Genomic DNA, 13284 nt, shown 5'->3' on the forward strand with positions numbered 1-13284 from the left:
GAAAATCTGGATTGAATCTATAAAACCTAATTTGACCAGGGAACAAGAATAAAAGATTGTACCGGTCTTGAAATTCTGATCAACGTCCCCAAAGAATTAGATTCTCTCGGTGCAAGAATCAGCTCATGCTAGTGTAATTCAAAATATCTACATAATCTTCATATTACAAGTAAGGAATCAGGCAAGATTAGGACTTGAAATAAGCAAAATATTCTAATTTAGCGCAACCATAATATTAATCCTCAACAAAAGAATTTTTAGCATGATCATACGAAACGACTGGACCAGAGAAGAAATTAGCGAGATATACAATACATCCATCATGGATTTGGTCTATCGTGCTGCCACAGTGCACAGAGCCTATCACGACCCAAACGAAGTGCAGGTATGTACGCTTCTCTCTGTAAAAACCGGTGGATGCCCTGAAGACTGCGCCTACTGTCCTCAAGCTGCCAGATATCATACAGATGTAAAGGTGCACAAGCTGATGGAAGTCGATGAGGTCCTAGACTCTGCCAAAGCTGCAAAGGACAGCGGAAGCACTAGATTTTGTATGGGAGCTGCATGGAGAGAAGTCCGTGACAATCGCGATTTCGACAAAGTGCTAGAAATGGTAAAAGGTGTGAATGGTATGGGCATGGAAGTATGCTGCACACTCGGAATGCTGACCGAAGATCAAGCTGAAAAGCTTAAAAATGCAGGACTATACGCCTACAATCACAATTTGGATACCAGTGAGGAACACTATGAAGAAATCATCTCTACGAGAACGTACGACGACAGATTAGATACGCTTAACAATGTAAGAAAAGCCAAAATTTCAGTTTGCTCTGGTGGAATTATTGGGCTTGGCGAAAGCCACAACGACCGTGTAGGCATGCTGCACACTCTGGCCACACTTGAAGAGCATCCTGAATCCGTGCCAGTCAACGCACTCGTGCCTGTAGAAGGCACTCCACTGGAAGACCAACCGCGAGTGTCAATATGGGAAATGATAAGAATGATAGCCACCGCTCGTATTATTATGCCCAACGCCATGGTGAGGCTATCTGCTGGCCGGGTAAGAATGAGCGTAGAAGAACAAGCGATGTGTTTCCTTGCAGGTGCCAATTCAATATTTGCCGGTGACAAACTGCTCACAACTCCAAATCCTGAGGAAGATATGGACAAGCAAATGTTCCAAACCTTAAATCTAAAGCCAAGAGCCTCTTTCAAAGACAACGAAGCACCTGTAGAATTTCAGACTATTCCGCAGTAAAAATGAGACCTCTGCTCGTAGTACTTTTCTTGACTTCACTGATTTCCTGTAATGCGAAAATGGAGACGAAAAGTACAGTTGATAAATATGAAAACATCAAAAAAGGCCGCTACAATGTGGCCTTTTTGGTAATGGATGGTACATTCAACACCGAATTGACTGCACCATTTGATATCTATCATCACACCATATTCAGGGATAACATTAAACCCATGAATGTGTTCTTGGTTGCAAATACCTCTAATCCTATCACTACATTCGAAGGCATAAAACTGTTGCCGGATTTCAACTATCTACAGGACAGCTTGCCTCCTATCGACATACTGGTGATACCCAGTGCTGATGGGCATCTTACCACGGATTTGGAAGATGAGAAAATGCTAACCTTCGTAAAGAATGTTTCTAGTGAGGCAAAGTTTGTCACCTCACATTGTGACGGAGCATTTGTACTTGCCGAAGCCGGATTATTGGATGATGCTGCTTCTACGACTTTTCCGGCAGATATCGATGCCTATAGGGCTAAATACCCGAAGCACGTTGTCCACGATTCTGTACTTTTTGTTCATGATGGAAAATACATTACCTCAGCCGGCGGAGCTAAATCTTTTGAAGCGTCCCTTTATCTTTGTCAAGTGCTTTATGGTAAAAGTGTAGCCATGGAATTAGCTGAAGGATTGGTCATCGAGTGGGACCTTAGTAAGGTGCCACATCTCGTAGTGGAGTAATACTGTCAGGATTCTATTACTGAGGCTACTGATACTATATAACTATCAAAAACCGACTTATTATCTTCTAGCGGAAGTTGATAAAAGATAGCATATTCCCCTGATTCCGGGTTTTCAATATGTAGCGTATCCACAATTTCTTCTTCGTCAAAATTGATTTCTACGGTCGTTTGTTTCTTGGCTCCCGTCAGCTGTTTTGCTGAAACGTAGGGATAAAACTCTGTGCCTAAGGGTATAAAATACTTCACGCTCAAATAACGAATTACCAATTCAAAAACCTTATTCGCAAGAGCAACCATCTGCAGAAATATCGCGAGCAAGACAATTTCTGAAAATGATTGAATGAGACGGTAGTTCGATTTGTCCATTAATAATCATACTGGCACCAATTTTAATATGGTTATTCATTTCTCAGAACACATAAAATTCAGTACCTTATTATACCGTCCAAAAATGAGCTCAGAATATAAGTCAGCTATGAGAATTCTCTTTGTCCTCCTATACCTAGTTTCCATACTACCCGCACCCGCCTATGGTCAGGAAAGTGGCCTTAAAAAAGGGTTCAACCCTAAGTATCGGATCAAAGATCTAGCCATGGATACCTGGACCAACAAAAATGGACTGATATCCAACAATGTGATTTCTGTGCTACAGGCGGAGGATGACTATCTATGGATTACCTCCTACAACGGTCTTCAAAAGTTCGATGGTGATAAGTTTGAAATTTACGATCAGACCAACGTGCCCTATTTGTCCTCCAACACAATTTATGAAGGCACACAGGATAAAAATGGCAATCTATGGTTTTGCACCGGATCTAGCGGAATCGTAGGCTACAACGGCAAGTCCTTTATCAAACTGCTTCAACAGGATTCCCTTCCCATATCTGTCGTTTCCATTTTTTCCGATAGCAAGGATAATCTTTGGGTTGGCACCAAAAACAATGGATTGTATAAGATTAACACATCAGGTGGAACCAACAAGATAAACCAAATACCAGATCTAACCATTCATGATATCGCTGAAGATGAGATGGGAAACATCTGGGTGGCAACAGACACCAAAGGTGTGTTCAAAATCACAAGCAAATCCATCCATCGATTTGCTCAGTCCAATGGAATGTCAAGCAATCTCATCAGTACCGTATTTCCGAAAGAAGGGACCCTATATGCCGGCACTCTCAGTGGAGTGAACCTTATTCGGAATGGCCAAGTCGAAAATTTGAAAATTCTAAAAGGAGAAATTATCAATGATCTGTTGGTGGATGATTATGGTGTCTTGTGGATAGGGTCAGAGCGTGGCCTGATCCGACATATGCTTGGATCTGATACGTATGAGCTATTCTCCGAAGAAGATGGACTTCCCAGCAAAAGAGTCGTAGATCTGTTCTTTGACAACGAAGGTAGTCTATGGGTCTGTACCTATGAAGGTGGGCTTGTTCGGTTCAAAGCAGGGATCATTACTAATCTCACCATCAAGGACGGTCTTCCGACCAATCAGGTACATATTATCAACAAGCAAGATGACATACATTATATAGGTACTCAGGATGGTTCAGTAAATCTGTATGACGGCGAAAAAATAAGCCAACTGAAACTGAATGATGATTTCAAAAAAGATGTGATAAGAGATATTCTATTTGAAGATGACGTCACCTGGATAGCTAACTACAAGGGATTAGTAAAGATTCAAAATGACAAACAGACCTATTTCAATGAAAAATCTGGTCTTCCCGACAATAATATCAGAACCATATTCAAGGATTCGCAAGGCATAAAATGGCTAGGGTCGAGAACTGGAGGCTTGATTAGATTTGACGAAGCGGGCAACCACGAGGTCTATGACAAAGATTCAGGGCTCTTGACCAACTATGTCTTGTGCGTGGATGAAGACAGCAAGGGCAATTTGTATATAGGTACAAATGCCGGTGGACTCAGCATACTATCCAGATCGGGTGAGTTGGAACAGCATGCTATTTTAAAGGATAACTCCGGTACCCTGATTTTCAATATGCAAGTGGACGAGAATGACAATGCCTGGCTGTGTACAAATCTGGGACTATTCCGCTATGCAAATGGAAAGATCGAAAAGGTGAACTTTGATCCCACCCTTAAAATGGAGAAGTTCTTTGATATCGTGAATGATCAGGAGCAGCACTTTTGGCTGACCTCACCAATAGGAGTATTAAAAGTCAAAAAATCAGCACTAAATCAGTTCTTTGATAAAGCCGAACCATTCGTCGGTTATGAATTATTCGGAGAAGAAGATGGTATGGAGAGTCAGGAGTGTACTGGTGCTACAAAAGGCTACTATGACCCAGAAACCAAGAAAATATGGGTACCAACCTTTGAGGGCGTGGCGATCATAGATCCAAATCAAAAAATCCTGAACCAAAAAGTACCAAAAGTTTATATTACGAAGGTGCAAATTGACAACAGTTCCATCTTTCCAATTGAAGATGGTGTGAAAATCAAACCTGGCACCTTTAGATATCTATTCGACGTAACAGCACTAAGCTTTCTTGCTCCGTCAAAAGTAAATTTCAAATACAAGCTTGAGGGTATCGATGAGCATTGGAGCGAGCCTACGAAGAATAGGAGAATAGAATACACCAATCTTCCTTATGGTGACTATACCTTGCTGGTCCAAGCTTCCAATAATGATGGTATATGGAATTCTACTGGTGCAAAGTTATCCTTCACCGTCCTGCCCCACTTTTTTGAAGCGTTCTGGTTCAGATTTGCCGTAGTCGTCTTCCTAATCCTGCTCATATGGGGCCTTTACACCTGGCGTGTCCACGACATCAAAAAAACCAATCGCATGCTCAGAAAGATGAATAGCGAGCTCGATCGATTTGTTTATAGTGCCTCTCACGACTTACGAGGCCCGCTGACATCCACCATGGGACTGGTAAACTTGGCCTTGGACGAAGACGATCCTAAACAAAACAAAGAGTATTTTAGACTCATCAAGCAATGCACAGATAAAATGAATCATTTTATCAACGAGCTTATTAACTATTCAAAAAATAAGAACGATGCCGTAGAGTACCGAGAATTCAAACTTAAGACACTCGTCGACAATATATGGAGTGGCTTGAAAGAGCGTGGAACACTTCAACAAATATCACTTGAAAGTGAATTCAATGAGGAAGAAAGCGTAACTGGAGACGAAACAAGAATAAAAGTGATTCTAAGAAATTTGATGCACAATGCAATCATTTTTGCTGATCCCAAAAAACCTGATCCAACGGTGAAAATTGAGCTCAGTCAAACCGATCGCTTCGTAACACTTTCTGTATCAGACAACGGACTGGGAATTCCTAAATTCGCAATCGAAAGAATCTTCGATATGTTTTTCCGAGCCAACGACAATAGCATTGGTTCGGGACTCGGACTCTATGTAGTTCAAGAAACTGCACAAAAACTTGACGCCTTGGTTGAAGTTAAATCTGAAGAAGGTAAAGGCTCAACTTTTACAATCAATATTCCTAAGCCAAAAAAGCGATAATCCTCACTTATGAGTCGTACAAAAAAACACTATCTGGTCGCTGTTTTTATAGTGACGGCACTGTCAATGATTACTCGAATTGGATCAGCTCAGCAGTCTCCCTTGTGGAAAATTGTGGTACTAGGTATGGCTCAGGATGCCGGATACCCTCAAGCAGGCTGCAAAAAATCCTGCTGCGAATCATATTGGACCGGAGAGCAGGAGAAAAGAAGTGTCACATGTTTAGGCCTACTCAATACGGCGTCAAAAAAAGCCTGGCTGTTTGAAGCTACACCTGATATTAAACATCAGCTGCATGTGCTGGATACCCTGGGTTATGAGCTAGAGGGTATATTTATTACGCATGCGCATATTGGTCACTATGCAGGCCTCATCCATCTTGGTCGGGAAGTGATGGGCGCGAACAATATTCCAGTTTATGTCATGCCCAAAATGAAGAACTTCCTTGAGAGCAATGGCCCTTGGGACCAACTGGTCGCCCTACAAAATATATCCCTGATTCCGCTTCAAAATGAGCGTGCTGTAAGGCTGGCCAGCAACATGAACGTGACTCCAATACTAGTGCCACACCGGGACGAGTATTCGGAAACGGTCGGATACAGAATTAGCACGAGCAACAATAACCTACTTTTTATTCCCGATATCAACAAATGGCAGACCTGGGACAAATCGCTGGCTGATGAAATCAATGCAGTAGACTATGCGCTGCTAGATGCAGCCTTCTTTGCAGATGGAGAGCTACCAGGTCGGGATATGAGTAAGATTCCACACCCATTTACTACAGAAACCATGAATCTTTTGAAGGAGCTGCCAAAAGAGCAAAAATCCAAAGTCCACTTCATTCATTTCAATCATACCAACCCTGCAATGTTTGAATCTCCACAGAGAAGTCAAGTACTGAACCGAGGCTTTAATATAGTCCTTGAAGGCATGGTTTTCGATTTGTAAAAACTGCCTTTCATATTCACAGCATTTGAATTTTCAATGATCGTCCTTGAGTAGTTCAGGAAATTTTTGTTTGAATCGATTCAATCGCGGAATAGATACGCCTCTGATATATCCCTGGTTGGGATGCAGCCTTTCATAGTTTTGATGGTAGTCTTCCCCGATCCAAAATTTATCAAATGGCATGATCTCGGCGGCAACCTTTTGAGGACTTAATTGGGCATTGAGCGCCGCAACTTTTGATTCGATGATATTTTTTTCTTCCTCAGACTGATAGAATATAATCGAACGATACTGCGATCCTCGATCAGGTCCTTGTCCATTGACCTGAGTGATATTTTGCGATCCAAAGTAGACATCTACCAGTGTACTAAAACTCACGATCTCCGGATCATAGTATATTTCTACTGCTTCCGCATGACCTGTTCTTCCCGTGTTGGAGTCTTCATAGCTCGGGTTTTTAGTGTGCCCACCAGCATATCCAGATATGGATTCCTCTACTCCTTTTACACTTTCGTAAACAGCTTCCACGCACCAAAAACATCCAGAGGCAAAATAGGCCTTCTTCAGCTTGGAGTTCTTGGAGAGTTTTTTAGCCACTTGCGTAGTTGCAACATTGCTCGCTTGATTTTGTGCCTGTGTACAACTAGATGAGACAGCAAAAATTATTAGGAGGACAAATGTGGAATATTTCATATCTATTATAATTTCAAAAAAGGTAAAATAGTTAATTATGAGGCAAGAATACTTTCAAGCGTGCCTTTCATACGGTCATAATCAGAATATCCCATGCTCACAGCGAAGTACTCATCACCCTTTTGCATGACAACAGCTGGAAACCCACGAACACCCATTTGCTGTGCTCGAGCAAAATCCTGATAAACTAGCTGTTTATAACCTGCGGAAAGAAACAGTGACTCAAACGTCACATAGTTCAATCCCTGTTCATTGCAAATAAGCTCATAAGTTTTGAGATCATGAACGTCCTTGTTCTCAGCGTAGAATGCACTTTGCAGTCGCTTATAAAACTTCCATTCTTTCGAAGCATCCAAATCTCTGACCACACGTACTGCCCTTGCCGAAGGTTCTGTGTCATAGTCAAATTGCTCACGATCAAAAAATCTGTAATCAAACGGTTGGCCAGAAGCCGACTCAACATGCTCCCAATGCGACCTGATCATGCTTTTGAATTCATCAGTCCACTCTTCTCCTCCGCCTGGGCGTAGTCCACCCATCACAAGTTCAAAGTCCAGCACATCAGCATATTCTTTTTTTATTTGATCCAGATGATTCGTAATACCCCAACACCAAGAGCACATCGGATCTCCGATGTATATAAGCTTATTTTTTAGAGAATCATGATTAGCCACTGTAGACGTAGGTGCCCCGTCAGGCACTTCGCACGATCCATCTTCGCAATTCAATTTTTTTTCTTTCACGGGTTCTTTTATTTACTAATCAGAATACTTCTAAATCGAACTAAAAGTTCATTTCTGTAAGAAAATTTACCAATTCGCAACCAATCATAAAAATATTTTAGTACTCATTGTAACCGCACCCTACCGCAGGCGTCTCCTTAGCAACATGACTACAGAACAGTTTAAAAAAGAAGTCTTATCAGGCAAGAACAAATTGTATCGATACGCCCTGAGTATCGTGTGCAATGTGGAATTGGCTGAGGACATTGTTCAGGAGGTATTCATGAAGCTTTGGAACCAACGTGAAAAGCTTAGCAAGATTCATAACATAGAAGCCTGGAGCATGACGCTTACTCGCAATCAATGTTTGGATAAGCTAAGAAAAAAGAAGCTGCAAGTGGTGGATTTATCAGAAGCAAAATACCAGATTTCAGGGCATCAGGTAGCCGACCACCTCAGCATCAACAATGATTTAATGGAAAAAATTGAATCTACGTTGGCACTGCTTCCCGAAAAACAAAGAGAGATTTTTCGGCTGCGGGAATTACTGGGATACTCCAATCAGGAAATAGAAAAAATCCTGAATCTGGACGATTCACAGGTAAAAGTGTACTTGTTCAGGGCAAGGCAAAAAGTAAGGGCATCATTGAGCAAAATATTGGACTATGGAGTGGAAACAAATCAAGCAGCTGGCTGATAAATATTGGAAGGCTGAAACAACGCCGGAAGAAGAGCGCGAGCTAAAAAAACACATCACATCCTCTTACGATTCTACAATGGATCAGCGGGAGGTCGAATACTTCAAGACATTAAGTCAGTTCTCTTCTCAAAAGCTTACAGATGATTTTGACGATCGCTTTTTCGCAAATATCGAAAAAGAATCAAAAGTCAGAAATATCTATCAGCACAAATGGTTTCAATTAGCCGCCTCCGTACTTCTGGTTTTAGGAGTGGTTGGTGGATTCGAATTCCAAACCTATAGAAGCGAACAACTCGCTCGGCAGCAAGAGGCTCGTGAAGCCTTCGAAGTTGCAAAAAGTGCCCTTTTTATGGTTTCTGAGAAAATGAATAAAGGCAGTCAATATACCATGGACGGTCTTAGCAAATTCGAAGAAACCCATCAAAAAATTAAGATTCAGAATTATAACAATTAATAAAGATGAAAAAATTAACGGTAATAGCCATAGCTATGATGTGGAGCGTATCCAGCATGGCACAAGACAATGCCATCACTAAGTACTTTTCAAAGTACGTGGCTGACACATCCTTCACTAAAGTGACTGTCACAAGTAAAATGTTCTCTTTGTTTACAGAAATAGAAGGTGAGGACGAGGCAGAGAAAGAAGTCTTGGAAGCATTAAGCAAATTGAAAGGCATCAAAGTGCTAAGAAGCGAGAATCCAACTAATCCTAAGTCTTTGTACATGGGAGCCGTAGGCACCATTGATAAAGACAGCAGCTATGAGGAACTGATGTCGGTAGAAGATGGAGATGAGAACGTGAAATTTCTAATTCGGGACAAAGGCAGCATCATTAACGAGCTACTCATGGTCGTAGGCGGAAAAGAAGAATTTATTATCATGAGCCTCTTTGGAGAAATAGATTTGAAGCAAATAGCCAAGCTTTCCAAAGTAATGAAAATGAAAGGAATGAATCATCTAAAAGTATTGGACAGCGACGATGAATAGAATTTTTAAAGGTCACTCACTCATATACTCTGCTCTTTATAAAAGGGGCAGAGTATGCCTGCTTATGGCACTTTTTATCATTATCGCTCAAGGATCGCAAGCCCAATGCGATATCATAACTGATCTCAAAAAGGATAAGCTTACAGAATTGAGTTTATATTTCTACCCAAGCACACTGAGAATGGCTAACCTCGACAAAAACGAGGAGTTTAACCGACTCATTCAGGACATCAAAAAACTGGTTTTCTATCGTATGAATGGGAAGTTCGAAATGATAGATCTTTATAACATTTATCAGGAGCTTCAAAGCAACGACTTTGAAGAATATGTGGTAGTAGACGGCCCAAAGCAAAAATTTTACCTACTCGGACGGGAAAAGCCCACCGAGACTATCGGGCTTGCCCTTATAGAAGGTCAATATTACATATTTGATATCGCAGGTAGCCTGGAGGTAAAAGAGATACCGAAGCTCTATAAGTATATCTCACAAAACGACTCAACATTCAAAAACAAGTTTTCGCAACTTCTAGATCTGGCCGCAGTTGGTCAGAACATGGCAGAAAACAATCACAGATAAAATCAACATCTTTGGATTACATACTCGAAACAAAACAACTCACCAAGCAGTACGGCAGACTCACCGCGCTCAATCAGCTGGACCTGAGCATCAAAAAAGGAATGGTCTTTGGATTGCTAGGGCCCAATGGTAGCGGCAAAACAACTACGCTGGGTATGATACTCGATGTCATAAAACCTAACTCAGGCAGCTACGAATGGTTCGGTAAAGCTCCCCATGCGGACAGTAGAAAAAAAATAGGTGCCATTCTTGAAACACCCTGTTTTTATCCATACCTATCAGCAGAGAGGAATCTTCAAATCATTGCAAAAATCAAGGAATGTCCGACCTCTAGAATAGATCACGTCCTGAAAGAAGTAGGTCTATTTGAGCGTAAAAATGACTCATTCAAAACCTACTCACTCGGCATGAAACAAAGGCTGGCGATTGCTTCTGCCCTGCTGGCAGACCCACCAGTAATGATCCTGGACGAACCTACAAATGGATTGGATCCACAGGGCATTGTAGAGATCAGAGAAATCATCCAACAGATCGCAGCCACTGGCAAGACCATTGTGTTGGCCAGCCATCTACTGGACGAAGTTCAAAAAGTATGCACTGATTTTTGTGTGTTGAGAAAGGGAGAAAAGCTATATCAAGGAAGCGTAGAAGAAGCCCTGTCTGATCAAAAAACCATAGAGGTAGCCGCCTCCGATCTTTCATCGCTAGCTCAACTACTGGAAAACCTTGAAGGTGTAAAAAAAATAGAAAAACTGCCAGAGTCGTTATCCTTGACCACAGATCCATCAATCACCACTGAGCAGATCAACGCCTACCTATTCGAACATGGAATCACCGCATCTCTCCTGGCCAAAAAAGGCGGCAGTCTCGAAAAACAATTCCTCAAAATACTCAACGAAAATGATTAGACTCTTACAGATAGAATGGCTCAAATTAAAATACAACAGAGCCTTTTGGATCCTGATAGCCATGTATACCATCAGTGTCACCATAGTATGCTCAGGAGGGATGCTCTTTCTCGAATTTCTAAAAAATCAGGGAGCAGATTTTAATGGCATAGACCCGACCATCATTCCGCTATACGATTTTCCCGATGTGTGGCACAATATTACCTACGTTGCCAGCTTCTTCAAGGTGCTGCTCGGATTCATTATGGTCATATCAATAGCCAATGAATCCGTCTATCGCACCATGCGGCAAAATATCATTGATGGACTCAGCAAGAGAGAGTTTTTACAAACTAAGCTACTGATCAGTTTCATAATAGCATGCAGTGCCACTCTCCTTCTGTTTCTAATCGGCTTAATCACCGGAAGTATTTATTCACATGTGATTGGCTGGAGTTACATCTTCTCCAATTTGGAATTTCTACTCGCCTATGGGTTTGAGGTATTCGTCTATCTCACTTTTGCTCTGATGATCGCATTGTTTGTAAGAAAGGCCGGATTGGTTATCGTTGGGCTTCTGATGTACACCTTGATCTTCGATCCTGTACTCTCCAAGTTGCTGGAGCACTTTCCCTACTTCTGGGATGAAATACGATTTCTTAAGGACTACTTACCTGTCACGGCACTCAACAACTTGATTCATGTCCCATTCTTGAAATATGTCTTTCAGGAAATACAGGATTATATCTCGCTGAAAGAGTTTGCCATTGTCACTGGATGGTTGATAGTAAATGTCAGCATGAGTTATTGGATATTGAAAAAAAGAGATTTGTAATTAAGAGCCTTTGACAACGATCATACTTGTAGATTCTTGATCAAACAAAGAATGAGGGATACACGGACATTCTATTTATTATTCTAAGTAGACCAAAGGTGGCCATCCTTTGTCAGGAGGTAAACAAAAGATAAAAAACTTATTTGACGTCTCTGAGGAAGATTTTGCGGTTTACCATATTGGAAGAAACTCTAATAGCCGAACGACCAATTTTTTAACCTAAATTATGCATTAGATAATCTATTTCAGGTTTAAATTCAGATCACTCATAATCTTGTAGACTAATATCAAATCATAAAAAAACCAGCAATTCGATTGCTGGTTTTCAAATTCTTTAATTTTGGTTTTGCTTTAATTAAGCAGCTACACGTTGAAGTTTGCGGTATTCTCTAAAAGTGATCATCCGCTGAGAATCTTCATCCCAAAGCTTATGATTCATGTATTTCAAGCTTTCCCAGAAGGTAACTATTGTGGTATACTTACTAAACTGTGGATTCTCTTTGATGCATCGAATCAGATTGTAATTAGGAATGGCAGCATACAGATGATGGATATGATGTACACCAATATTACCAGTGAGCCAGTTGACCAGTGAAGGTAGTTTGTAATAGGTGCTTCCTTTGACAGCCGACACAAAATGATCCCAATTGTTTTCCCATCTCTTGTACCCATCTTCATGCTGGTGCTGAACAAAGAAAAACCAGATAGCTATGATGGAGAATAAATAAAGTACAGTCACATACGTGGCCAAAATTGCCTGCCAATCAAAGATCAGACATAAAGCAATTAACCCTCCTATGACCACCACGTTGTTGATCATTACGCTCCAAAAGGCCCTGCCTTTTTTCCCATCCAGTACCACCAACGGAAGTCTCATATTTCTTACAAAATAGATGATTGGGCCTATAAAAAATGTGACTATCGGGAATCTGAAAATTTTATATTTCATTCTATCCCAGCTTCCCATCTCTTCGTACTCCTTTACCGTGAGTGTATTGATGTCTCCTATATCTCTAGTCTCAAGTTTGCCATTGTGATTGTGATGGAAAGCATGAGCATCCGCCCAATACTTATAGGGCATAGCGCTAAACACACTGCACAGGAACCCAATAGCATCTCTCCACTTTTTGGACTTTACAAAAGAATGGTGTCCGCAATCATGTTGAATAATGAAGATCCTGACCAGGAAAAACGAATTAATTATTCCCAATCCAAAAAACAACAACAAATTGTAAGAGAAAGCCCAATACATAGCAATCCATATGCCCACGAAGGGAATCATAGAATTGCACATTTGCCAAATAGCCTTACGATAAGACGTCTGCTTATACTTCTGAAGTGATGCCATCATCTCCTTCGCAAAAGCCTTAATTTCAATATCACTCATATTTAAAAATTCCTATTAATCAGTCAATATCAAGGACAAGATTGCCCCTTTGTTG

At 41.1% G+C, this 13284-nt stretch carries 14 protein-coding genes; 10 read left to right on the forward strand and 4 right to left on the reverse strand.

Annotated elements, in window-relative coordinates; all coding sequences use genetic code 11:
- Positions 1-262 precede the first annotated feature (262 nt).
- On the forward strand, positions 263-1258 hold the full coding sequence (bioB, locus tag ABJF11_RS12950) for a biotin synthase BioB (protein ID WP_348120293.1): 996 nt from the start codon (positions 263-265) through the stop codon (positions 1256-1258).
- Between the two features lie 59 nt (positions 1259-1317).
- Entirely contained in the window at positions 1318-1983 is a 666-nt protein-coding gene (locus tag ABJF11_RS12955) for a DJ-1/PfpI family protein (RefSeq protein WP_348120294.1), read from the forward strand.
- A 5-nt stretch (positions 1984-1988) separates the two neighbouring features.
- Here ABJF11_RS12955 and ABJF11_RS12960 read toward each other — a convergent pair whose 3' ends face one another.
- Complete coding sequence (locus ABJF11_RS12960; RefSeq protein WP_348120295.1) at positions 1989-2351, reverse strand: hypothetical protein; 363 nt, start codon at positions 2349-2351, stop codon at positions 1989-1991.
- Between the two features lie 85 nt (positions 2352-2436).
- On the opposite strand from ABJF11_RS12960, the gene ABJF11_RS12965 reads away from it, so the two are divergent.
- Positions 2437-5493 (forward strand): two-component regulator propeller domain-containing protein, encoded by a 3057-nt coding sequence (locus ABJF11_RS12965; protein WP_348120296.1) that lies wholly within the window; start codon positions 2437-2439, stop codon positions 5491-5493.
- Positions 5494-5502: 9 nt separating this feature from the next.
- A complete protein-coding gene (locus ABJF11_RS12970; RefSeq protein WP_348120297.1) occupies positions 5503-6441 on the forward strand; it encodes an MBL fold metallo-hydrolase in 939 nt (312 codons plus the stop codon).
- A 33-nt stretch (positions 6442-6474) separates the two neighbouring features.
- On the opposite strand, the gene msrA is transcribed toward ABJF11_RS12970, so the two are convergent.
- Positions 6475-7134, reverse strand: a complete 660-nt coding sequence (gene msrA / locus ABJF11_RS12975; RefSeq protein WP_348120298.1) for a peptide-methionine (S)-S-oxide reductase MsrA — start codon at positions 7132-7134, stop codon at positions 6475-6477.
- 35 nt (positions 7135-7169) lie between these two features.
- Positions 7170-7877 carry a DsbA family protein gene (locus ABJF11_RS12980; RefSeq protein WP_348120299.1) on the reverse strand — a complete coding sequence of 236 codons (708 nt, stop codon included), beginning with the start codon at positions 7875-7877 and terminating at the stop codon, positions 7170-7172.
- A 145-nt stretch (positions 7878-8022) separates the two neighbouring features.
- Here ABJF11_RS12980 and ABJF11_RS12985 point away from each other — a divergent pair, with 145 nt between their 5' ends.
- The 6 genes from ABJF11_RS12985 to ABJF11_RS13010 are packed head-to-tail and all read left to right on the forward strand — an operon-like array spanning position 8023 to position 11842.
- A complete protein-coding gene (locus tag ABJF11_RS12985) occupies positions 8023-8553 on the forward strand; it encodes an RNA polymerase sigma factor (protein WP_348120300.1) in 531 nt (176 codons plus the stop codon).
- Entirely contained in the window at positions 8522-9010 is a 489-nt protein-coding gene (locus tag ABJF11_RS12990) for a hypothetical protein (protein WP_348120301.1), read from the forward strand. The genes ABJF11_RS12985 and ABJF11_RS12990 overlap by 32 nt, the downstream gene beginning before the upstream one ends.
- A gap of 5 nt (positions 9011-9015) precedes the next feature.
- Complete coding sequence (locus ABJF11_RS12995) at positions 9016-9543, forward strand: DUF4252 domain-containing protein (RefSeq protein WP_348120302.1); 528 nt, start codon at positions 9016-9018, stop codon at positions 9541-9543.
- Positions 9536-10120: a hypothetical protein gene (locus tag ABJF11_RS13000; RefSeq protein ID WP_348120303.1), complete on the forward strand. Its 585-nt coding sequence runs from the start codon at positions 9536-9538 to the stop codon at positions 10118-10120. Before ABJF11_RS12995 ends, ABJF11_RS13000 begins: the two co-directional genes overlap by 8 nt.
- An 11-nt stretch (positions 10121-10131) precedes the next feature.
- Positions 10132-11028 (forward strand): ABC transporter ATP-binding protein, encoded by an 897-nt coding sequence (locus tag ABJF11_RS13005; protein ID WP_348120304.1) that lies wholly within the window; start codon positions 10132-10134, stop codon positions 11026-11028.
- Complete coding sequence (locus ABJF11_RS13010; protein WP_348120305.1) at positions 11021-11842, forward strand: ABC transporter permease subunit; 822 nt, start codon at positions 11021-11023, stop codon at positions 11840-11842. Before ABJF11_RS13005 ends, ABJF11_RS13010 begins: the two co-directional genes overlap by 8 nt.
- 355 nt (positions 11843-12197) lie before the next feature.
- Here ABJF11_RS13010 and ABJF11_RS13015 read toward each other — a convergent pair whose 3' ends face one another.
- Complete coding sequence (locus tag ABJF11_RS13015; protein WP_348120306.1) at positions 12198-13229, reverse strand: fatty acid desaturase; 1032 nt, start codon at positions 13227-13229, stop codon at positions 12198-12200.
- Positions 13230-13284 lie beyond the last annotated feature (55 nt).

The organism is Reichenbachiella sp., assembly GCF_039941815.1.
Taxonomy (GTDB): Bacteria; Bacteroidota; Bacteroidia; order Cytophagales; family Cyclobacteriaceae; genus Reichenbachiella.

Coding starts and splice junctions, on each gene's coding strand:
- ABJF11_RS12960 (WP_348120295.1), bottom strand. CDS start 2,351: ATGGACAAATCGAACTACCGTCTCATTCAATCATTTTCAGAAATTGTC.
- ABJF11_RS12970 (WP_348120297.1), top strand. CDS start 5,503: ATGAGTCGTACAAAAAAACACTATCTGGTCGCTGTTTTTATAGTGACG.
- ABJF11_RS13000 (WP_348120303.1), top strand. CDS start 9,536: ATGAATAGAATTTTTAAAGGTCACTCACTCATATACTCTGCTCTTTAT.
- ABJF11_RS13010 (WP_348120305.1), top strand. CDS start 11,021: ATGATTAGACTCTTACAGATAGAATGGCTCAAATTAAAATACAACAGA.
- ABJF11_RS12995 (WP_348120302.1), top strand. CDS start 9,016: ATGAAAAAATTAACGGTAATAGCCATAGCTATGATGTGGAGCGTATCC.
- bioB (WP_348120293.1), top strand. CDS start 263: ATGATCATACGAAACGACTGGACCAGAGAAGAAATTAGCGAGATATAC.
- ABJF11_RS12955 (WP_348120294.1), top strand. CDS start 1,318: ATGGAGACGAAAAGTACAGTTGATAAATATGAAAACATCAAAAAAGGC.
- ABJF11_RS12985 (WP_348120300.1), top strand. CDS start 8,023: ATGACTACAGAACAGTTTAAAAAAGAAGTCTTATCAGGCAAGAACAAA.
- ABJF11_RS12990 (WP_348120301.1), top strand. CDS start 8,522: ATGGAGTGGAAACAAATCAAGCAGCTGGCTGATAAATATTGGAAGGCT.
- ABJF11_RS13015 (WP_348120306.1), bottom strand. CDS start 13,229: ATGAGTGATATTGAAATTAAGGCTTTTGCGAAGGAGATGATGGCATCA.
- msrA (WP_348120298.1), bottom strand. CDS start 7,134: ATGAAATATTCCACATTTGTCCTCCTAATAATTTTTGCTGTCTCATCT.
- ABJF11_RS12965 (WP_348120296.1), top strand. CDS start 2,437: ATGAGCTCAGAATATAAGTCAGCTATGAGAATTCTCTTTGTCCTCCTA.